General features: G+C 35.2%; 25 protein-coding genes and 1 tRNA gene. 4 read left to right on the forward strand and 22 right to left on the reverse strand.

Features of this window, described 5'->3' with window-relative positions; all coding sequences use genetic code 11:
* The first annotated feature begins 31 nt into the window (after window positions 1–31).
* Window positions 32–1,078, forward strand: coding sequence for a ferric ABC transporter ATP-binding protein (gene fbpC, locus BN1226_RS05465; protein ID WP_005759763.1), 1,047 nt, complete (start codon window positions 32–34; stop codon window positions 1,076–1,078).
* Between the two features lie 88 nt (window positions 1,079–1,166).
* Here the strand turns inward: fbpC and rsmC are convergent, their stop codons facing one another.
* Window positions 1,167–2,159: a 16S rRNA (guanine(1207)-N(2))-methyltransferase RsmC gene (gene rsmC, locus BN1226_RS05470; protein WP_044470341.1), complete on the reverse strand. Its 993-nt coding sequence runs from the start codon at window positions 2,157–2,159 to the stop codon at window positions 1,167–1,169.
* Between the two features lie 61 nt (window positions 2,160–2,220).
* On the opposite strand from rsmC, the gene BN1226_RS05475 reads away from it, so the two are divergent.
* Together BN1226_RS05475 and rimI are read left to right on the forward strand one after the other, a co-directional pair.
* Window positions 2,221–2,634, forward strand: a complete 414-nt coding sequence (locus BN1226_RS05475) for a DNA polymerase III subunit psi (protein ID WP_044470342.1) — start codon at window positions 2,221–2,223, stop codon at window positions 2,632–2,634.
* Window positions 2,631–3,074 carry a ribosomal protein S18-alanine N-acetyltransferase gene (rimI, locus tag BN1226_RS05480; protein ID WP_044470343.1) on the forward strand — a complete coding sequence of 148 codons (444 nt, stop codon included), beginning with the start codon at window positions 2,631–2,633 and terminating at the stop codon, window positions 3,072–3,074. The genes BN1226_RS05475 and rimI overlap by 4 nt, the downstream gene beginning before the upstream one ends.
* Window positions 3,075–3,115: 41 nt before the next feature.
* Here the strand turns inward: rimI and recC are convergent, their stop codons facing one another.
* The 16 genes from recC to BN1226_RS05555 form a co-directional block, all read right to left on the reverse strand.
* Window positions 3,116–6,556: an exodeoxyribonuclease V subunit gamma gene (gene recC, locus BN1226_RS05485; protein ID WP_044470344.1), complete on the reverse strand. Its 3,441-nt coding sequence runs from the start codon at window positions 6,554–6,556 to the stop codon at window positions 3,116–3,118.
* A gap of 65 nt (window positions 6,557–6,621) precedes the next feature.
* Entirely contained in the window at window positions 6,622–6,906 is a 285-nt protein-coding gene (locus BN1226_RS05490; protein WP_082041906.1) for a DUF5374 domain-containing protein, read from the reverse strand.
* A complete protein-coding gene (locus tag BN1226_RS05495) occupies window positions 6,893–7,579 on the reverse strand; it encodes a DUF2572 family protein (RefSeq protein WP_044470345.1) in 687 nt (228 codons plus the stop codon). Before BN1226_RS05495 ends, BN1226_RS05490 begins: the two co-directional genes overlap by 14 nt.
* Complete coding sequence (locus BN1226_RS05500; RefSeq protein WP_239384667.1) at window positions 7,566–8,201, reverse strand: PulJ/GspJ family protein; 636 nt, start codon at window positions 8,199–8,201, stop codon at window positions 7,566–7,568. The genes BN1226_RS05495 and BN1226_RS05500 overlap by 14 nt, the downstream gene beginning before the upstream one ends.
* Complete coding sequence (locus BN1226_RS05505; RefSeq protein WP_044470346.1) at window positions 8,198–8,731, reverse strand: prepilin-type N-terminal cleavage/methylation domain-containing protein; 534 nt, start codon at window positions 8,729–8,731, stop codon at window positions 8,198–8,200. The genes BN1226_RS05500 and BN1226_RS05505 overlap by 4 nt, the downstream gene beginning before the upstream one ends.
* Window positions 8,732–8,868: 137 nt before the next feature.
* Window positions 8,869–8,944: transfer RNA gene (locus BN1226_RS05510), tRNA-Lys, on the reverse strand.
* A 232-nt stretch (window positions 8,945–9,176) separates the two neighbouring features.
* A complete protein-coding gene (gene pal / locus BN1226_RS05515) occupies window positions 9,177–9,635 on the reverse strand; it encodes a peptidoglycan-associated lipoprotein Pal (RefSeq protein WP_005759301.1) in 459 nt (152 codons plus the stop codon).
* A gap of 11 nt (window positions 9,636–9,646) precedes the next feature.
* Window positions 9,647–10,939, reverse strand: a complete 1,293-nt coding sequence (tolB, locus tag BN1226_RS05520; RefSeq protein ID WP_044470347.1) for a Tol-Pal system beta propeller repeat protein TolB — start codon at window positions 10,937–10,939, stop codon at window positions 9,647–9,649.
* 38 nt (window positions 10,940–10,977) lie between these two features.
* Window positions 10,978–12,096, reverse strand: coding sequence for a cell envelope integrity protein TolA (tolA, locus tag BN1226_RS05525; protein WP_044470348.1), 1,119 nt, complete (start codon window positions 12,094–12,096; stop codon window positions 10,978–10,980).
* Window positions 12,097–12,114: 18 nt separating this feature from the next.
* Window positions 12,115–12,540, reverse strand: coding sequence for a colicin uptake protein TolR (gene tolR, locus BN1226_RS05530; RefSeq protein ID WP_005759343.1), 426 nt, complete (start codon window positions 12,538–12,540; stop codon window positions 12,115–12,117).
* A gap of 70 nt (window positions 12,541–12,610) precedes the next feature.
* Window positions 12,611–13,297, reverse strand: coding sequence for a protein TolQ (gene tolQ, locus BN1226_RS05535; protein WP_005759337.1), 687 nt, complete (start codon window positions 13,295–13,297; stop codon window positions 12,611–12,613).
* 21 nt (window positions 13,298–13,318) lie between these two features.
* A complete protein-coding gene (ybgC, locus tag BN1226_RS05540) occupies window positions 13,319–13,723 on the reverse strand; it encodes a tol-pal system-associated acyl-CoA thioesterase (RefSeq protein ID WP_044470349.1) in 405 nt (134 codons plus the stop codon).
* Window positions 13,724–13,919: 196 nt separating this feature from the next.
* Complete coding sequence (gene ybgE, locus BN1226_RS05545; protein WP_044470350.1) at window positions 13,920–14,207, reverse strand: cyd operon protein YbgE; 288 nt, start codon at window positions 14,205–14,207, stop codon at window positions 13,920–13,922.
* A 1-nt stretch (window position 14,208) separates the two neighbouring features.
* Window positions 14,209–14,307: a cytochrome bd oxidase small subunit, CydX/CbdX family gene (locus BN1226_RS10575; protein WP_077064990.1), complete on the reverse strand. Its 99-nt coding sequence runs from the start codon at window positions 14,305–14,307 to the stop codon at window positions 14,209–14,211.
* A gap of 12 nt (window positions 14,308–14,319) precedes the next feature.
* A complete protein-coding gene (cydB, locus tag BN1226_RS05550) occupies window positions 14,320–15,456 on the reverse strand; it encodes a cytochrome d ubiquinol oxidase subunit II (protein WP_044470351.1) in 1,137 nt (378 codons plus the stop codon).
* 2 nt (window positions 15,457–15,458) lie between these two features.
* Window positions 15,459–17,030 carry a cytochrome ubiquinol oxidase subunit I gene (locus BN1226_RS05555; protein ID WP_044470352.1) on the reverse strand — a complete coding sequence of 524 codons (1,572 nt, stop codon included), beginning with the start codon at window positions 17,028–17,030 and terminating at the stop codon, window positions 15,459–15,461.
* 537 nt (window positions 17,031–17,567) lie between these two features.
* Between BN1226_RS05555 and BN1226_RS05560 the strand changes: the two genes are divergently transcribed.
* Window positions 17,568–17,852 (forward strand): DUF5339 domain-containing protein, encoded by a 285-nt coding sequence (locus tag BN1226_RS05560; protein ID WP_044470510.1) that lies wholly within the window; start codon window positions 17,568–17,570, stop codon window positions 17,850–17,852.
* A gap of 53 nt (window positions 17,853–17,905) precedes the next feature.
* Here the strand turns inward: BN1226_RS05560 and ruvB are convergent, their stop codons facing one another.
* The 5 genes from ruvB to BN1226_RS05585 all read right to left on the reverse strand — a co-directional run bounded on the left by ruvB (window position 17,906) and on the right by BN1226_RS05585 (window position 21,666).
* Window positions 17,906–18,913 (reverse strand): Holliday junction branch migration DNA helicase RuvB, encoded by a 1,008-nt coding sequence (gene ruvB, locus BN1226_RS05565; RefSeq protein ID WP_044470353.1) that lies wholly within the window; start codon window positions 18,911–18,913, stop codon window positions 17,906–17,908.
* A 9-nt stretch (window positions 18,914–18,922) separates the two neighbouring features.
* Window positions 18,923–19,537 (reverse strand): Holliday junction branch migration protein RuvA, encoded by a 615-nt coding sequence (gene ruvA, locus BN1226_RS05570; protein WP_044470354.1) that lies wholly within the window; start codon window positions 19,535–19,537, stop codon window positions 18,923–18,925.
* Between the two features lie 63 nt (window positions 19,538–19,600).
* A complete protein-coding gene (gene ruvC, locus BN1226_RS05575) occupies window positions 19,601–20,173 on the reverse strand; it encodes a crossover junction endodeoxyribonuclease RuvC (RefSeq protein ID WP_005759335.1) in 573 nt (190 codons plus the stop codon).
* A gap of 69 nt (window positions 20,174–20,242) precedes the next feature.
* On the reverse strand, window positions 20,243–20,779 hold the full coding sequence (locus BN1226_RS05580; protein WP_005759318.1) for a hypothetical protein: 537 nt from the start codon (window positions 20,777–20,779) through the stop codon (window positions 20,243–20,245).
* Between the two features lie 143 nt (window positions 20,780–20,922).
* Window positions 20,923–21,666: a YebC/PmpR family DNA-binding transcriptional regulator gene (locus BN1226_RS05585; protein ID WP_044470355.1), complete on the reverse strand. Its 744-nt coding sequence runs from the start codon at window positions 21,664–21,666 to the stop codon at window positions 20,923–20,925.
* Window positions 21,667–21,741: the final 75 nt, after the last annotated feature.

Consider the following 21,741-nt stretch of genomic DNA (forward strand, 5'->3'; position numbering starts at 1 on the left):
GATTATCCGCCCTATAGAAAGGCAGTAAAATATGAATAATGATTTCGTTGTTTTAAAAAATATTACCAAAGCATTCGGCAAATCAGTGGTAATTGACAATTTAGATTTAGTTATCAAACGCGGTACCATGGTTACCTTATTAGGACCATCAGGTTGCGGAAAAACCACAGTGTTACGTTTAGTTGCGGGGCTTGAAAGCCCAACCTCAGGACAAATTTTTATTGATGGAGAAGATGTCACCAAATCATCCATTCAAAACCGCGATATTTGTATCGTATTCCAGTCTTATGCGTTATTCCCACATATGTCTATTGGAGATAATGTAGGATATGGCTTACGCATGCAAAATGTCAGTAAAGAAGAGCGTCAACAACGTATTAAAGAAGCCTTAGAATTAGTTGATTTAGCAGGTTTTGAAGATCGTTATGTAGACCAAATTTCAGGTGGTCAACAACAACGTGTCGCATTAGCACGTGCTTTAGTCCTAAAACCCAAAGTGTTATTATTTGATGAACCGCTAAGTAACTTAGATGCTAACTTACGTCGTTCTATGCGAGAAAAAATTCGTGAATTACAACAACGCCTGGGAATTACTTCACTTTATGTCACACATGACCAAACAGAAGCCTTTGCTGTTTCTGATGAAGTTATCGTTATGAATAAAGGTAAGATTGTCCAAAAGGCTCCTGCCAAAGAATTGTATCAACAGCCTAATTCGCTTTTCTTAGCTAATTTTATGGGAGAAAGCAGTATTTTAGAAGGTCGCTTACAGGGCAATCAAGTGAATATTAACGGCTACCAATTTACCTTACCAAATGCTGAGAAATTTAATTTAGCCGATGGGGAATGTTTAGTTGGTGTTCGTCCTGAAGCCGTCACATTAACTACGACAGGTGAATCATCACAATTATGTGATATTAAGAATGCTGTTTATATGGGAAACCATTGGGAAATCGTAGCTAACTGGGCAGGCAAAGATCTATTAATCAACGCTAATCCTGAAAACTTTGATCCTGTGCTCACACAGGCTTATGTAAACTTAGCGACTCATGGCGTATTCTTATTGAAAAAAGAATAGGCCACTTATTTTGCCATAAAAGTGCGGTAGGATTTTTAAGAATTTTGTATAGTCAACAAAATTTCCTAAATCCTACCGCACTTTTTTATTAAAGGATGACTGAATACACTTTAAATTTATTAGTTTTCGCTAAGACTTGGTGTTCTCCGAAATATTGATCTAATAAATCAGGATAAGGCAAAAATGCATTTGCTACGATACGCAATTCTCCCCCTTGTACCAAATGCCATTGTGCTTGTGTAATCAGTTCAGTCACTGTTCGATAAGCGGTATCAATCCCATCATGAAAAGGTGGATTGGAAATAATTAAATCAAATTTGCCTGAAACTTGAGAAAACACATCACTGGCAAGGACATCTGCTTGTAAATGGTTTTCGCTCAATGTTCGTTCCGCAGAGGCGATTGCCATCGCATGAATATCAGTCATTGTTACAGTGGCTTGTGGATTTTTTCGTTTAATCATTGCCCCAATGACGCCAGCTCCACAACCTAAATCCAATACCTTGCCACGGATTTTATGATTAAGAGTGGATAATAATAACTCGGTACCAGCATCTAATTCATTCGCACTAAATACACCAGGTAAACTATAAACGGTTAAATCCTCTAACAGAGGACTCTGATAAGTTTTCCAGTATTTATTTAAGTCAAAATGAGGTTGTTTTTCTAAACAAAAATGGTATAAACCACAGCGACGAGCACTATCAATCTTACCAATACTACCATATTCACTTAACAACTTTTCTACTGAACGTACACCACTGCGATTTTCACCAATAATCAAAAACTCCTGCCCTACTGGTGCCTTAGATAATAATTGCATTAACTGAAACTGTACTTCTTGTTTATTCTTAGTCCAATAATATAGAATTAAGTCTGCTTGAAAATGAGATTCTACAGAAAATTCTACTAAGCTTTTATCCTTGGCATAATCAAAATACCAAGACCATACTTTTACAGATTGGCATTGAGATTGAATTTGTTGAGGGAAATCATCATTAATCCCACCTGCAAATAACACATGCTTATTGGCAAATAAAGATAAATGGCGTTCAAGAACTTGACTTTCAAGTGAAATCACGTGGTAATCCTGTTGTTAATCAGATAAAATTGTACACATTATAAATGAAAACGGAATATGAATGAACAGACGAGACCTTCTTCTAAAAGAAATGGGAATCACCCAATGGCAGCTGCATCGCCCAGAGGCATTAAAAGGAGCGGTAAATATTGTTGTTGATGAGTCAATTCGTCTCGTGATTATCGCTGAACAAAGCTTAAATACTAAGGATCCTTTTGTTCAAGATGTGCTTCGTAGCGCAGAGATTAAACCGCAAAACTGCTTATTTATTAATTTCCAACAAGCCCCCCATTTACTTGTTCAACATCCAGTGAATTATTGGCTACTCAGCCAAGAACAAGAAAAATTGGATCAAATACAGACGCTTTGCACTTTAAAAAATAGCTTATGGCAATGTGCTGATCTTGAACGGCTCAAGCAGGATTCCCAAGCTAAACGTGTACTTTGGAAACAAATTCAAACAGCATTAATATGATCAACATTACTCCAATTCAAGAAAATGATTTCGAACGATTATTTGAAATTGAACAAGCCGCACATTTAGTACCTTGGTCGATGGGTACCTTGAAAAACAATCAAGGCTCTCGTTATATAAATTTAAAATTAATCGAGCAAAATCAAATTATCGGCTTCGCAATTTGCCAAACTGTATTAGATGAAGCAACCTTATTTAACATTGCTATTGATCCTAACTTTCAAGGTAAAGGTTTAGGAAAGAAATTATTGAGTCAGCTGATTGAAATACTAAGAGAAAAAGCTATTTTGACTCTATGGCTGGAAGTACGGGAATCAAATAATACGGCAAAACAACTTTATGATAAGCTTGGTTTTAATGAAGTAGATATTCGTAAGAATTATTATCCTAATCCACAAGGTGGGCGAGAGAATGCTATTGTGATGGCATTATATTTATAATGGATATTATTAAATAATGGGGCAAAATGCCCCATTTTCTATTAATGCTTTTCTTCTAATATACTTTCCAGCATCAGAGTAAACCAATTTTGAGTCATTTGTTGAATAGACAATAATTTCTGTGGCGTAAATGTTTGAGCTGTTGATTGTGAGAATACTCTTGACCAATAAACATCTGTACCATATTGCGTAGTCATACTATCTCTAAGTATGTTAAAGGCTTTCACCTCATCAAACTCATCTTCTAGCTGGCAATATTTCAGATATTTCTTAATCTCTTGAGTTGGCACAATTTGGATATTATGCAAACCTTGTAAATAGTCAGCCACATATTGGCTCAAATGTGAAAGTGCGGTTGAATTTTTAAAAATTTCTTCAGCATTTTTAAACGTTATATTGTTATCTTTGCCAACATATACAGGCGGATGAACATTATTTGTGGTAACCAGTTGTAATAAATAATAAAGCCAATTTTCAATAATCTGCTTATCTTTCACTGAACCAACTCGCCATCTTATGCGTTGCAAGCCGCTCCCCATATCATACAAATGAGTTAAATTCCCCGTTAAAAGAATTTTTTTCCCATTAATCTCTAAAGGCACTTCTACAGCTTGATATTGTGGCTCTTGTTGTGAATAAGTAGATACTAACTCTCTTATATTTCGAGACTCCACCATCAATTTCTGTTGATAAATTTCACCAAAATGCCCATAAGGTAAAATCCCCTGAACTTTTAAAGTCTCAAAATAATTATCCACTTCATTTTCATCAAAATTCAATAACTCATCTTTTATCAAATAATTATCCAAATGAGTTAAACTAAAATTTTCTGTATCAGGAATTTGTTCATCCACATTTTCAAAATAAACCCCTAAACGTTTTTCAAAGAAAAATTTTACTGGATTTTGCACAAACTGAACTAACTGGATAATATCGACTTCTGTAGCTTGTTCTGAGATATCGATTGGCTGAACAAAATCTCGCACATTATCTTGCTGATAATTCACTAAAGATAACCATTCTTTAGCATATGAATGATGTTTATGATTAAAATTATTAGGGCTAAAAATTCTCATGGCATGCTGTTGAATTAAGGCTTGGCGTTGCTCTTCAATATCATCATGGCTTTCCGCTAGATTTTCAGCTAAATAATCCAATAGCTGACTGACTAATACAGATGGTTGGGCTTGATGATTATCGATAATAGACTGACCGACATAGCTGATATATAAATAATCTTCAGCAGCTAATAATGCCTCAAGGAATAAATAACGGTCATCATCTCGACGGAAACGATCACCTTTCTGATGATGATGTTGCATTAAATCAAAGCTGTTTGGAGTTTGTTGACGAGGGTAACTACCATCATTCATCCCCAATAAACACACCACTTTAAATGGAATGGCTCGCATTGGTAATAAGGTGCAGAAACTCACTCGACCAACTAAAAATTTAACGCTATTTGGCGTATCATCTAAACGTGCAGCAATATGTTCAGCAATTACATCCACTTCTAACTTCTGTTCAAAACCCACTTCATGTAGCTGTTCAATGATATTTTGGATTTCTTCATTTAAATAAAATAACACAGCCTGTGTTTCTTCATTTTGAGCAAAGAAATCTTCAAGTAATTGAACTAACGCTGCATGCCATTCATTAACAGAATGTGTTGATTGCACGAAGCATTGCCATTGATATAACGTTTCTATAAACGCTGATAGCGATCCTGCCAATTGGCCTCGTAAACCATGGCTCTGATCAAAACCTAAACTATCTTGCCAGATACCATTTTCAGCACGCATTGCATAACCTAATAGCATGCGTTCAATCCCTGCTTGCCATGCATTATAATTCTTACTGTGGTGATTTTCTTTCTCTAATCCAAAACGAATGCCTGAATTAGCAACCCAGTCTCGAAGAGTTTCTAAATCTTCAATAGCAATATTAAAATTTTCTCGAATAGCCGGAATATCTAGATAAGCTAATACCTCTTCAGCACTAAATTGACTTTCTTTTAAATTTAATAACATCAAAAAAGTGGCAATAATCACATCACTGGAAGATAGCTTATTATCAGAAATAGAGAATGGAATGTAGCGTTCATCCACTTTATAAAATTGAGGATGTTGTAAATTTCGCTGATATTGTCCAAATACAGCCTGAATATAAGGGGTATAAGTATCAATATCTGCCACCATCACCACAATATCTTTTGGTGTTAAATCTTTATGTTTTTCAAAAAGATCGAGTAAATAATCATGTAAAACTTCCACTTCACGCATAACACTATGACAAGAATGAAGTGAAATTGAGCGATCATCTTTAGCTTTCTTAAATTTTTGGGTACCAGATGGAACTAACTCTAAAATTTGACGTTGCACTTGCGATAATAAGGAATGATCATCCAACTTAACAAAAGCACTAATTTCATGATTATGTTCTTCATTTCTACTGATTAAATCTGTCAGTAAGTAAAAAAAGTCCCTACCTAACTTCCCCCAACTCGCTAATAATGGATTCCCCACTTGGAGATTTTCTTGTTCTTGAGATAACTCATAACCATTTTGATCTAAATTTTCTAAAGCCTGTAGGCTAATGATATTTTCTGATTGCTGATTTTGATAGGTTATACGTTTACGAAGCTGCAATTTTTGTAGAAACTTTTGATCAATAATATCACCCCAATATTCTTGGCTTGGATTATTAAAGAACAGATGAATATCACAATATTGGCTCATCGCCTCAAAGGTTTCTAAATAAGATTTAGGCAAGGCAGAAATCCCAAAAATAAAAATACGTTTTGGTAAATTTTCAGGCTTCTGCTGTTTTAGTTTTTCAATAAATTCACGATGTAAATTAGCACGATGACGTATTTTATTATTATCCCCTGTTTGGACGAGTGCCACTAAGTGATTCCATAAAATTCCTTGCCATTGAATATCTTGAATAATTTGCTGTAATGACTCTTTCCCCATATCTTGGCGATATTGTTTAATATCAGCTTCAATTTGGCTAAAATTTTGTTGTTCCCATGCTTGGATCCAGTTCGGACGATACACTAAATATTGGTCAAAAAGATCAGCGATTGTACGGGCTAATTGGTAAAGTTTATGCTGTTCAGAATGAGGGGCATAACTAAGATAATTTTTTAACGCCTGAAAACTAGGTTCATCCAAATGATCTGGAATAATTTGCATTAGACGCCAAGTCATCGCATCTTTAGTAAATTCTGTTTGCTGACTAACATCTTCTAAGCAATTGCTATATTGTTGCCAAATAAAAGTAGCCGGCATAGGATATTTAATATTAGCAGAAATCCCTTTCTTTTCTGCAATCTTTAATTGCAACCATTGTGACATGCCTGGGCTTTGTACCAAAATAACATCAGATTGAAATGGATCATCCAAAGGCATCAATTCCATTAATTCAATAAGAATATCCTTCTGAACATCAAGTTTATTTGAATGGTAAACTGTAAACACTATGAATCTCCAAGACTGGGCGAATAGCAATATTTTCAATGACTTTGTTATCTATCGCAAGTCATTTACAAAGATATTTTTCCTTGGGGATAAGAAACATTCACTTTATGCTCTGAACAATTTATTTTAAATTGAATATTATTCTGGGTAATTTGCGACTTGCAGCCTAAATTAAGAAACTGACGCTGTTTCTGATTTTCAGCAATCTGAATAGCCTGAAAAATTTGATAAATTCTTACCGCACTTTTACGTTGATGATGCGTCCATTGCTGAAATGCTAGCATCAAAATACCCAAAATTGCCAGTGTAACTAATAATGAAATAGCACTCATTCCTTTAGTTAGTTTCATTAAAATCACTCCAACTATAAGGTACTAAATCCCATTCCGTCAGTGCTTGATGAATAAATTCAGAAACAGTCTTGCTACGAACAATTTTCATGCTATTTAAATTCACATTCCCCTCTGCAATAATAAAGCCTTTCAAACTTCCTGTTCCTTCCAAACTAATATTACCTTTAGCGACAACCATAATATTTTGTTGGTCATTAATTATTAACTTTGCCTCTTTCTCATCAAACCAATACAAATAAATTTTTTCTTTGGTAATTGGATGAAAATATTGCTGATTAAATTTATCTCGAAATCGCTCAATATTTTCTACATTAATCAATTTTGAAAACTGTTTACTCTTACTGTTTGTTGGTCTAGTTTTGAATAAAGAATAACGCTTACAGAGAAAAAAATTTGAAATTTCTACCGCACTTTTAGGCAATTTAATTGGATATAAAAATATCGATTGTTCATCACTCACCTCTTTATAAATCTGCTTACAAACATTATTTTGCTGTTTTTGTACCAATTCTTGTAACTGATTTACTTCTGAGACATAACTCATTCGTTGAGCCATAATAGCCCGATGGTAATGTAATACCTCATCAACAAATAATAATGTGAAAACAGAGAGTGTTGTGATAATCATCACAATAGATAAAGTAGCAAATCCCGATCTATAAACGTTCATGCCATAACACCTCATTCATTATTGGGATAACCATTGAAGTCTCATAAGAAATTGACTTATGCTCTTTTAATTGTCCCTTTAATTGAATTTCTAATCCTTTATTTTCTATCAACCAGTGAAAATTAAGATAAGTTACCTCAAATCGATGAGAATCAATTAATTGCTCCCACCCCAATCGCAAACTACAACCAGAAAATAGTATTTTGTCATTATGCGCAACATTGGACTTTTTATTATCGGGATGAGGAATGGCTTCAATTCTTTTATCATGTAAGCGATAGCCCACAACAAGCTTATTATCTTCTGAACCTTTCTTAGCTTTCTTATCCTCATTACCTATTCCATATGAAAAAAGGATACAACTATTTTTCTTTTCAGTTGAATATTCACTTAATTGAACAACTCGATATTTGGGATCTTGAATGTTAAATCCTGCACGACGAATATCTTTTCCGATAATCTGTAACACATTTTGCAATTCAGATTGAAGTTCTAATTGTAGTAACTGATTTTGGTTCTGTTTCTGAATATAAATATAAAATTGCATAATCACTAATAACAGAAATGCAGATAAAGCCATTGAAACTAATAAACTGACCAAAGTTTGTCCTCGGTATATCACAATGACACTCCTGAATTAAAACAAGCAGAATGGCTCTTCTTATCTTTAATACTAATATTTCCCATTTTAGAAAAACTCAATACGGCTTGTTCATGTTGTGAAACCAGAGAAAAACAATTATTTTCTGTAGTACGGCGAATACCACCTAATTTAGCCGCAATTTGTGGATAATATTTTTTACCGACAAACTTAACTTGCGTGGGAAATAAAGGATGATAAAAATGAGGATAGAGTTCTTGAGAACAAGTATTAGGCTTCAAACAATCACAGACCATATTATCTTTTTTAATATGTGCCACAATGCACCAAACATGATTGTTAGAAGAATGATTGACCACTAGATGCCAAATTTGATGAGAATTTTCTACACGAGCTTGAATGTGTTTAATAAAAAGCAAAAGCCGTTTTTGTTCTTGTTGCAACATTTGCTTTTCTTCTAAAGATTTCCAACTTGGAATTGCAATAGATACAGAAAGACTTAATAACAAAATGACAATTAAAACTTCTAATAATGTAAATCCTTTAAGCATAAAATTTCCTTATTTTTGACCGCACTTTAAAAGATTCAACACAAGAAGAAAATAAGGTAAGAAATTTTTTGCTATGAAGATCGCAAAACTAAAATTTAAAGTTTAAATTATAGGAAGAATTTTGAGTCAAGATAAAGTGGTGGGTCGTGAGCGATTCGAACGCTCGACCAACGGATTAAAAGTCCGCTGCTCTACCGACTGAGCTAACAACCCAAACCAGTTACGCTGTGTAACGGGTGCCTATGATACGGATTTTAATTCAATAATCAACTACTTTTTTCATTATTTTAATCATTTGCCTAAATAGACAGCAAAATTTATAAGAATCAATCAATTCTTAACTCATTACAATGAATTTAGTATATTTCAAATTAAAATAAAACAGGGATCACTAACGTAATCCCTGCTTTTAACTAATACAAATAAGTTAACTTATTTCTAGAAATTAGTATGCTAACACTGCACGACGGTTTTTAGAATATGCAGCTTCGTCATGACCTAACACAGCTGGTTTTTCTTCACCGTAAGAAACTGTTGATAATTGACCAGCTTGAACACCTTTAGCAGATAAGAAGTTTTTAACTGCATCTGCACGACGTTGACCTAATGCGATGTTGTATTCTGGTGTACCACGTTCATCAGCATTACCTTCAACTAATACTTTAGCTGATGGAGTTGCTGTTAAATATGATGCATGAGCATCTAATAATTGTTGATATTCACCTTCTACTGCATAGCTATCAAAACCAAAGTATACAGTGTTATAACGAGTTGTTAAATCTTGCACTGACATACCGCCGAATTGAGCGTTTGTACCTTCTTTACCGCTTGCATCGTTGTTTGATGAACTACATGCAGCTAATGCTAATACTGGTGCAACTAACAATAATTTTGCTAATTTCATTGATTTTCTCCTTAGTTTTTATTTAGATACGGTGACCAGGCTGGGAATTTAACTTGCCCATCTGTACCTGGTAACCTTGCTTTAAAGCGTCCGTCTGCGGACACTAATTGTAGCACCTTTCCTAACCCTTGGGTAGAGCTATAAATGATCATTATACCATTTGGAGAAATACTTGGACTTTCTCCAAGGAAAGATGTGCTCAATACTTCACTGGCGCCAGTTGTGAGGTCTTGTTTAACCACATTGTTATTACCATTAATCATAACTAATGTTTTACCATCACTACTAATTTGTGCGCTACCACGACCACCTACTGGTGATGCTGCTCCACCTGAAGCGCTCATACGATACACTTGAGGTGAACCACTTCTGTCAGAAGTGAATAAAATTGAACTGCCATCTGGTGACCAACTTGGTTCAGTATTATTACCTGCACCACTAGTCAATTGAGTTGGATTACCACCATTTGAGCCCATTACATAAATATTTAATTGTCCATCTTTGTTTGAAGCAAATGCTAAACGTGAACCATCTGGTGAAAATGCTGGCGCACCATTATGTCCAGGGAATGATGCTACAACTTTACGAGCACCAGAACCCAAATCTTGAACCACTAATTGTGATTTTTTATTTTCGAATGAAACATAGGCTAAACGTTGACCATTTGGAGACCATGCAGGTGACATAATAGGTTGAGAACTACGATTCACAACAAATTGGTTAAATCCATCATAATCAGCCACACGAACTTCATAAGGTTGTGAACCACCATTACGTTGTACAACATAGGCGATACGAGTTCTGAACGCTCCTTTGATTGCCGTTAATTTTTCAAAAACTTCATCACTCACAGTGTGAGCGCCATAACGAATCCACTTATCGTTTACCGTAATGGAATTTTGAGCAAGAACGGCACCTGCGCCACCTGATGCACCTACAGTGTCAACTAATTGGTATGCGATATTATAGCCACCACCAGTTGCTGTGACTTGACCAACAACAATTGCATCAACGCCTAAAGAAGACCAAGCTTCTGGAGTAACTTCAGACGCAGAACCTGGCTGTTGTGGCATTTGACTTACAGGAATAGGATTAAATTTACCACTATTACGTAAATCAGCAGTCACGATCTCAGCGATATCAGCGGGAACAGAACCATTTGTTTTAAATGGAACAACTGCGATAGGACGAGCACCATCGACACCTTCATCGATAACGATACGCACTTCATCAGCCGCTTGAGCAGTATTCATTGCAAAAAATAATACTGCGAATGCACTCAGCATGCGAGTTAAAAATTTCATTATTTCACCTATTGGTTAATGTTACTTTCCAAAATCAATTATTTAAGATCAAAATCAATAATTGGATTTTTATATTTGTTATACACATCATCAGATGGTGGAGCAGGAACTTTTTTGGTTCTTGCTACCGCACTTAATGCTGCGGTACAAATATCGTCTGGCCCAGAAACACGTTCATAACCAGTAATTGTCCCGTCACGGGCTAATTGAATTCTTACACTACAAATTTTACCAGCAAAACTTGGATCTTTTAAGAAGCGGCGTTTAATTTCACGCTTAATAACTGCTCCGTATTGATCACCAACTTTGCCACCATCGCCTGCACCTAGGCTAGCACCACTTCCTTGGCTACCTGCTTTATTGGCATTACCACCTGAAGATGCACTTCCACCGCCAACATCGCCTCCATTTAAAAAATCATCCAACGCAGACTGTTTTGCTTTTGCATCAGCTTTCGCCTTGGCATCGGCTTTCGCTTTGGCTTCTGCTTTAGCCTCTGCATCAGCTTTCGCTTTAGCATCTGCTTTAGCTTTTGCTTCAGCATCAGCTTTTGCTTTTGCCTCTGCTTCAGATTTTGCTTTTGCTTCTTTCGCTTTCGCATCCGCTACAGCTTTGGCTTTAGCTTCTGCCTCTGCTTTAGCTTTTGCTTCTTCTTCAGCTTGTTTTGCCGCCGCAGCTAAACGTTTTGCTTCAGCATCAGCTTTTAATTTGGCTGCTTCAGCTGCTTTTTTAGCTTTAGCTTCCGCTTCGGCTTGAGCTTTTTCAGCAGCTTCTTGGCGAGCTTGTTGCTCTTTTTGCTTTTGCTGTTCTAACTGTTTTTGCTTTTCAATTTCTTGCTGTTTTTGTACATCAACTTGTTCTTCTACTTGTTTCGGCTCTGGCGCATGTTGCACGTCCTCAACAGGATCAGGTGTTTTCTTTTGTTTTTGTTTATCTGTTTCACCCTTCTTCTGCTGTTTAATACGTCCCCATTCTGCGGCAGCGGCTCCAGTATCAACCATTACGGCACCCATAACGTCGCCGTCACCTTCTCCGCCTCCCATAACCTCAGTAGTATGGTATAAAGAACTCAGTATCAACAAACCGAACAAAAATATATGCAATATAACAGAAGTTATAAATGCACTTCTTTCTTTGTTTTGTCGATTATTTCTCACAACGTTTCCTACTTTTGATTAAATTGGGTCAGTCATTAAACCAACAGACTTGATACCTGCAAGGTGAAGTAAATTTAAAGCTTTAATTACTTCCTCATAAGGAACATCGCGTGCACCACCAATCAAAAACATTGTATTGGGATCTTTTTCAAACTCTGTTTTTGTTTGTGCAGTAACCATTTCTTCGGTTAAATTTTCTGAACGTTTTCCTGCAATAGAAATAGCATATTGACCTATGCCAGCTACCTCAATAATTACAGGTACTTTATCTTCTGTGGAAACATTTTGACTCTCAACAGCATCAGGTAAATCCACTTCTACACTTTGCGTAATAATCGGAGCAGTAGCCATGAAGATAAGTACTAATACTAACAATACGTCCAAGAATGGAACGATGTTAATTTCTGATTTTATATGTCTCTCTTTACTACGGCGATAAGCCATACTAACCTCGTAAAATTCTTCAATTTATGACCGCACTTTTAATTAAATAACGAAGCGGTCAACATGCTAATTATTGGATTTTGCTACCAAATACTTGGCGGTGTAAAATTGTTGTAAATTCATCAATGAAATTACCATAATTTTGTTCTAATTTACTTAAACGTAAACTTAAGCGGTTATATGCCATTACCGCAGGAATTGCAGCAAATAAACCAATTGCAGTTGCAATTAAAGCTTCTGCAATACCTGGAGCTACCATTTGTAATGTCGCTTGCTTCGCACCAGATAATCCCATGAAAGCATGCATAATTCCCCATACTGTACCAAATAAACCAATATATGGGCTAATGGAAGCCACTGTTGCTAAAAATGGAATACGTCCTTCTAAATCTTCAAGTTCACGATTCATAGCTAAATTCATTGCTCGAGTACTACCTTGAATAATAGACTCTGGCATATCTGGATTTGCTTGTTTTAAACGAGAAAACTCTTTAAAACCAACAAAAAAGATTTGTTCACTTCCAGTCAAACCATCACGACGATTTGATAACCCTTCATATAGCTTAGTTAAATCTTCACCTGACCAAAAACGATCTTCAAATACTGAAGATTCTTTTAAAGCCGAGGTTAATACACGGCTACGTTGAATAATAATCGTCCAGGAAATAATGGAAAATGCGATTAAAATTAAAATAACAATTTGAACGACAATACTTGCCTTAAGAAACAACTCAAGAAAATTCAAATCACCAGACATTACATAACTCCGAAAAAATATCTATTTAGATAACGCTGCTTTCACTTCTGGTGGAAGTGCAACAGGTTTCATTTTGCCAAGATCAACACAGGCTACCTTTACAGTAGCCTTACTTAAAACTAATTCATCTCTTTGTAATACTTGAGAGAATAGGATTGATGCCCCTTTTATTTCTATCACTTTGCTTTCAACCATTAACAGATCATCTAATCGTGCAGGAAAGCGATAATCAATATTCATAGATTTGACAACAAACCCTATGCGATAAACTTCTAGTAAAGATTGTTGAGAAAAACCTAAGGCTCGCAAAAATTCTGTTCTTGCTCGCTCAAAAAAATGTAAATAGCGTGCATGGTAAACCACTCCACCCGCATCCGTATCTTCATAATAAACACGAATAGGAAATTGAAAGATATTTATATCCATTACAATCCTTAGCAAAAGTGATTCAATTTACAAACTAACTATAAACTTATGAGTTTTATTTATCAGACTAAAAAGGTCAGTAAAACTGGCGTATTTTAGAGCGACTAAAAACGATAAGCAAGTATTTAAATGACTAAAATATAAAAAAATTCAAGTTTAAATACAATTTGTTATAAACGATAAATATTACATCATATTAAATTAAAAAATTATTGAATAATGCTATAGCACTTACTATATATCCAACTATTGGGAAAAAAATAATTTTCCAAATTAGAGATTTAATCTCAAATCCCATACCATGAATCCATAATATCACCGTTGACCAAATAATAAGCAAAACCCAACTTGGATTTGCTGTTCTTAAATTAGTAGCAAACTGATGTATATTAAAAAAGAAACAAAGGGTTAATAAAATAGCCAAAATGAAAGAAAGGGCTCTCCAAGAGCCCTTATTTACTATTTGATAAACTAAATGAATCATATTATTCGTCAAATTTACCAGAATCTTCGATACGTGTTGTAATTTTCACGCTAACCCAAACTGCTAACAAAACACCCACTACCCAAGCTACATAAAACATATATATTCTCCTTTAGTATAATGAGTTTTTGTTTTCTTCAATAAAACTATTATCAAGACGACCAAACATTTTGTAGTAAGACCAAATTGTATAAGCCAATGAAATAGTTACAAATACAAGTGCTAGGAAAAACATTAATTTTAATGTTAACTCACTTGATGTTGAATCCCACATTAATAAACTCATATCTGGATGAGTAATTGAAGGCATTACGAATGGGAACATTGCAATACCACATGTGAAGATCACACCGAACATTGTAATTGATGAGAAGAAAAATGCAAAACCTGAACGATTAGCTTTAGATGCAACAATATTTAATAGTGCGCCCACAACAGCTAATAGTGGGAAAATCCATAATACAGGCATCTCATTATAATTTTTAAACCAGGCTCCAGCTTCTAGTGAAACTTGTTTACCTAATGGTGAAGATGGTGCAAAGTGGTCCACTGTACTATTAACAATAAAACCATCTTTATACAATAACCATATACCAGCAAGTACAAAGGTAATTAATGTAGCAAATGCACCAACTTGAGTGATTGTACGTGAACGATCACGTAAATCTGCTGTTGTTTTCATTTGTAACCAAGCTGCACCATGTGTAATTAACATTGATAAACTGATTAAACCACAAAGAATAGCAAATGGGTTAAGTAGTTCGAAGAATGTACCTGTATATTTAACTTGCATTAAATCATCAAATTCAAATGGAACACCTTGTAATAAATTACCAAATGCAACACCAAATACTAATGAAGGCACAAATCCACCAAGGAACAATCCCCAATCCCACGCAGTACGCCAAGCTGGATTATCAATTTTAGCTCGATATTCAAAGCCCACTGGACGGAAGAATAATGCAGCTAAAACTAAAATCATTGCGATATAGAAACCAGAAAATGATGTTGCATAAACAATTGGCCATGCAGCAAACATTGCACCACCAGCAGTTAATAACCAAACTTGGTTACCATCCCAATGAGGTGCGACTGAGTTAATCATAATGCGCTTTTCAACTTCTTTTTTACCAGCAAAAGGTAATAGTGTAAGAACACCCATGTCAAAGCCGTCTGTTACTACAAAACCGAGTAACAACACGCCAATTAGGATCCACCAAATAAAACGTAAACTTTCGTAGTCAAGCATAATTAGGCTCCTGCTTTAGATGATTGTTCAAAATAGTAACGACCTGTTTTTAATGAACTTGGACCTAAACGACCAAATTTAAACATTAAATACATCTCTACTACGATAAACAATGTGTAAAGACCACAAAGTAGACCAATAGAGAACCAAAGATCACCCGTTCCTAATGATGAGTTAGCTACGCCAACAGGTAATACTTCATAAATAGCCCATGGTTGACGACCATACTCAGCAAGGAACCAACCACATTCGATTGAAATCCAAGGCAATGGTAAACACCATAATAATGCATGAAGTAATAAAGGAACTTTAGTTACTGACTTACGAATATTTAGCAGGAATGCTCCCATTAATAAGAAAAGTACCGCACCTGCAGCAGCAGCCATCGCACGGAAAGACCAGAACACTGGAGCAATATTAGGAATGGTATCTAATGTTGCTTGTTTAATTTGTTCTTCTGTGGCATTGACAACTTTATCAGTATAACGTTTTAGAAGTAAACCATAGCCTAAATCTTTACGGACTTCTAAGAATTGTGCTTTAGTGGCATCATTAACTGTACCAGCTTTTTTCTGTGCACGTAATTCTTCTAATAGGCCATAAGCAACCATACCATTACGAACACGTCCTTCATTTTCCACTAATAGATCATGAATACCTGGATAAGTTTGATCTAATGAGCGAGTAGCCATCAAACCACCTAAATATGGAATTTGAAACTCGAAGTCATTTTTTTGTTCAGCTTGGTTAGGGATTGCAATTGCATTCCAAGCAGCTGGTGCTTGTTGTGTATGCCATTCACTTTCCATTGTTGCTAATTTAGTTTTTTGTACACCACCAATTTCATAGGCAGATTGGTCACCCATTGCAATAGACGCAATTATAGAAATAAAACCAAATACTGAGGCAACAGAAAATGAACGTTTAGCAAAACCAACATCACGACGTTTTAATAAGTAATAGGAACTAATTGCTAATACAAACATCGCAGCTGATACATAGCCACCTGTTAGTGTATGAACTAATTTACTTTGTGCAATTGGATTTAACCATAGATCTAAGAAACTCGTCATTTCCATTCGCATGGTTTCAAAGTTAAATTCTGATGCAACAGGGCTTTGCATCCAACCATTGGCAACTAAAATCCACATTGCAGATAAGTTAGAACCAAATGCAACACAGTAGGTCGCTAATAAGTGTTTACCTTTTGTGAGACGATCCCAGCCAAAGAAGAATAAACCTACAAATGTTGATTCTAAAAAGAATGCAAGTAAAGCTTCAATTGCAAGAGGTGCACCAAAGATATCACCTACATAATGTGAATAATATGACCAGTTAGTACCAAACTGGAATTCCATAGTAATACCAGTTGTCACACCTAGAGCAAAGTTAATACCAAATAACTTACCCCAGAATTTAGTCATATCTTTATAAACTTGTTTATTTGTAACCACATACAAGGTTTCCATTATGACAAGAATAAATGTTAAACCTAATGTTAATGGCACAAACAAAAAGTGATACAGCGCAGTTAATGCAAACTGCAAGCGAGAGAGTTCAACAATGTCTAACATCTCAACTCCTTGTAAATGCTACAAGATATTTTAACTATTGATTACACCGCATTATTAGCATTTTGAATATGAACGATTAAGACATATACAAAATTCTAATCTCACTTTAATAACCACCCCATAAGATTAAGACCCCAAGATCCTAAAATTTATTTTGGAACTATGCTTATTCCTATCTAACCACAGATAAATTTAAGACATAACCCAAGATTGGTATAATTCTACTACGATTTATATGGATAAAAAATAGTAAAAAAGATACCTAGATCACATTTTTTGATTTTACATCAAATTAATGGAAGTATAAGCACACCACCAAATATTGATATATCGCAAATTATAGGTTTTATTAACTTATTTGCAACTTTTATATGCTTTTTTCATAAAATTTATCATTAATTACACAAGAAGCTAGACAAGGAGAAAATGATCTGTTATTTTCGGCAAAGATTTTATCAATTTGACTAATAGATAATTATTTAGATTCTATTTCTAGATAAGGATTATTGAATGACAAAAACAATTAAAACTATTTTTATGATACTTTTTAGTGGATTATTTTTCACTAGTGTTAATCTTCAAGCAGCAGAGGCGGCAGCAGTTCCTCAACAATGTCAGAAATTATTTAAAGCAACAGATCAACTTGTTGCAGAAGCTGAAAGACAACCAGGTACACACACACAAGTGAGTAAAATAAAAAACAAATTAAACCAAAGTAAAAAACAAATCCTAGAAATGGAATTAGCAACACAAATTAAAAGTTGCGACCAAGGTCTAGTAAAATTAAATAGTTTAAAACAACAAGAGCAAGAAACTAATTAATTCAATTAAAAAGGCTTATCAACTGATAAGCCTTTTTTACATCGATTTCAAAATTATTCTGTCAATTTTTCTAAACCAAAATGTCTATATGTGCGAGAAGTTGCAATACGTCCTCGAGGTGTGCGCTGTAAGAAACCTTGTTGAATTAAATAGGGTTCAAGTACATCTTCGATAGTATCTCGTTCTTCCCCAATAGCAGCCGCTAAATTATCCAATCCTACTGGACCACCGTCAAAACGTTCAATTACGGCATTCAATAATTTTCTATCTAAATAATCAAAACCGGCTTGATCAATATCTAACATCGTTAAAGCTGCTTTGGCAATTTCTTCAGAAATAACGCCTGAATTTTTGACATCAGCAAAGTCCCTAACACGACGTAATAATCGGTTAGCAATACGAGGCGTACCACGAGAACGTCTTGCTATTTCATGAGAAGCAGTCTCAGAAATATCTAAATTTAAACAACTCGCACTACGAGAAACAATAGAAGTTAAATCTTCTACAGAATAAAATTCTAAGCGTTGCACAATGCCAAAACGATCACGTAGAGGCGAGGTTAATGAGCCGGCTCTTGTCGTCGCTCCGATTAAAGTGAATGGAGGAAGATCTAATTTAATGGAACGAGCCGCAGGCCCTTCACCAATCATAATATCTAATTGATAATCTTCCATGGCTGGGTATAAAACTTCTTCAATTGCAGGAGATAAGCGATGAATCTCATCAATAAATAGCACATCATGAGGCTCAAGATTAGTTAACATCGCTGCGAGATCCCCAGCCTTTTCTAAGACAGGCCCCGAAGTAGTTCGAATATTCACCCCCATTTCATTAGCGACAATATTTGCTAGTGTGGTCTTGCCTAATCCTGGAGGTCCAAAAATCAATAAATGATCTAGTGCATCTTGACGTAATTTAGCTGCTTTAATAAAAATTTCCATTTGATCACAGACTTGTGGCTGACCAACATAATCTGTCAATAATTTAGGTCGAATAGCCCGGTCAATATATTCTTCATCCAATTGAACACTGCTACTAATAAGGCGATCTGCTTCAATCATATTTTATCTCTATAATGATGCTTTTAATGCTTCACGAATTAATTGTTCACTGGTTAACCCTGGTTTGGCAACTTTTTTAACCATTTTTTCTGAATCAGTCGCTTTATAACCCAATGCCATCAATGCAGCTATAGCTTCTTCTATAGGGGCATCAACAGAACTAGGCATTGCATTTGATGTAGCAATATGGGTACTTTCTACAAAGAAGTCTGGTTGTTGTAAACCTTTAAATTTACCTTTTAATTCAACCAGTAAACGCTCTGCCGTTTTCTTACCTACACCAGGAATTTTAATTAATTTAGATAATTCTTCACGCTCAATCGCATAAGCAAATTCATTTACAGACATCGCAGATAAAATTGCTAAAGCAAGCTTTGGACCTACTCCATTGGTTTTAATTAATTCTCGGAATAAAGTGCGGTCTTGTTTATGAGAAAATCCGAAAAGAAGGTGGGCATCTTCACGCACCACAAGATGGGTAAATAGGGTTGTTTCTTGACCAACTTCAGGTAAATTATAAAAACTTGTCATAGGCAATAATAATTCATAGCCTACACCATGTACATCTAATAAGATCTCAGGTGGTTGTTTTTCAATTAAAATACCCTGTAAACGGCCTATCATAAATACCCCATATCAATAGTTAAAATCGGGTATAGTATAAAATAAAACTGGATAGATAACCAGTTAAATTTTTAAACGAAAACGACCTCGACTATATCTTGTTTTCAAAAGTGCGGTCATTTTTTCATGAATTTCAGTAGTTTTTATGGTAGTTGCAACTTGCAAAGAATGTTGCATAGTATGGGCATGTGTAATCGCTATTGCTAAAGCATCCGCAGCATCAGCTTGAGGTTTATCTGATAATTTAAGAATTCGAGTCACCATATCTTGCACTTGAATTTTATCAGCAGATCCAATGCCTGTTACCGTTTGTTTAACTAAACGTGCGGCATACTCAAAAACTGGCAAATCTTGATTCACCGCAGCGACAATCGCAGTACCACGAGCCTGCCCTAATTTAAGTGCAGAATTTGGATTTTTGGCTAAGAAAACTTCTTCAATAGCAAACATATCTGGCTGGAATTGGGTAATAATTTCCGTGACACCAGCATAAATACGCTTTAAACGTGTAGGTAAGTCCTCAACTTGTGTACGAATTGCGCCACTTCCCAAATAATCTAGTTGCTTACCTGTTTGACGAATTACTCCATAACCTGTAACTCTTGATCCAGGGTCAATCCCTAAAATAATTGCCATAATACTATTCTATACATAAAAAATAAGCAGATGATATTTCACCTGCTTATTATATTTGTTTATCATTAATTAACGATTAAGTGCTTTTGTTGCTGTTTTATTAACAGAACATAATTTTGAAATGATGCGATCAACATCTTTACCTTTTTGAGTTAGCATACCGCCACTCATTGTTGTTACGTTTTTCGCAGTTAAACCACTATCAACATTCCAAACATATTTATCAGATTTAAATGAAGTAAAATCTGCATTCGCTTTATCATATTTTAAATTAATAACTTGTTTCTTTTTACCAACAGATAAATTCACTGCTTCTGGCTCACCAGTTGTTGCATTAAATGCATAGGTAGCGGAGAGATTCTCACCACGACATGTATAAGCTATTGCTTTTGCATGAGTATCAACAGGTTGCACACTTACAGCTGCTTTACCATCAATTTTTTGAGCAATATTGGTTGCTTGCTGTTGCGCATTCTCCATGATTTGTGCTTTTTGAGCTTGTTTAGCGGCTTCCATTTGTTGAGCTGTTTCATCAGCTGAATTTGAACAGGCGGCTAAAACGAATGTCGAAACTACTAGAGTTGGAACTACTTTGATTAATTTCATATAGATACTCCTAAGTTAGCTACTATGATTATCTGATTTGCTTACGCAGATACTTAAAAAAGTAAGAGAAATCTAAGCAAAATACAAAAAATAAGAAAGATATTATTTATTAATTTCTTATTTGTTTTCTATCTTAACAGAAATTACAGTAATTCGGCAACTTCGTCGCTAATTTCACCATTATGATATACATTTTGTACGTCATCACAATCTTCTAGCATATCGATTAAGCGCAATAATTTCGGTGCAGTTTCAGCATCAAGATCGACTGTGGTTGTAGGAATCATACTCACTTCAGCTTCTGCAATTTTAAAACCTGCGGCTTCTAAACCATCACGAACAGAACCTAAATCTTCCCATGCGGTATAAATTTCAAATGAACCATCATCTTGAGCTTGAATATCATCTGCACCAGCTTCAATTGCAGCTTCTGTCAAGGCATCTTCATCTGCACCAACATCAATTAGAATTAAACCTTTTTTATTAAATAAATAACCAACAGAACCTTCTGTACCTAAATTACCCCCGCATTTAGTGAAGCTTGGACGAACTTGTGAAATGGTACGGTTTGCATTATCACTTAAACATTCTACCATGACGGCGGTGCCACCAGGACCATAACCTTCATAGATTTTAGTTTCCATATTAGTGTCATCACCACCGCCAACACCACGTTCGATAGCACGGTTGATAGTATCACGAGTCATATTACTTGCTAATGCTTTATCTACTGCAGTACGTAAACGAGGGTTTGTACCAACATCACCACCACCAATTTTAGCTGCTGTTACTAATTCACGAATTAATTTAGTAAAGATTTTACCGCGTTGTGCATCTTGTGCTGCTTTACGGTGTTTAATGTTAGCCCACTTACTATGACCTGCCATGTTATTTTCCTTTTATTTTTCAATAAGATTAAATTGGAATACTCATTGGGAACAATAAAATGTTCCGATAAATGT

It is taken from the genome of Mannheimia massilioguelmaensis (genome assembly GCF_000940515.1).
Classification (GTDB): Bacteria; Pseudomonadota; Gammaproteobacteria; order Enterobacterales; family Pasteurellaceae; genus Basfia; species Basfia bettyae.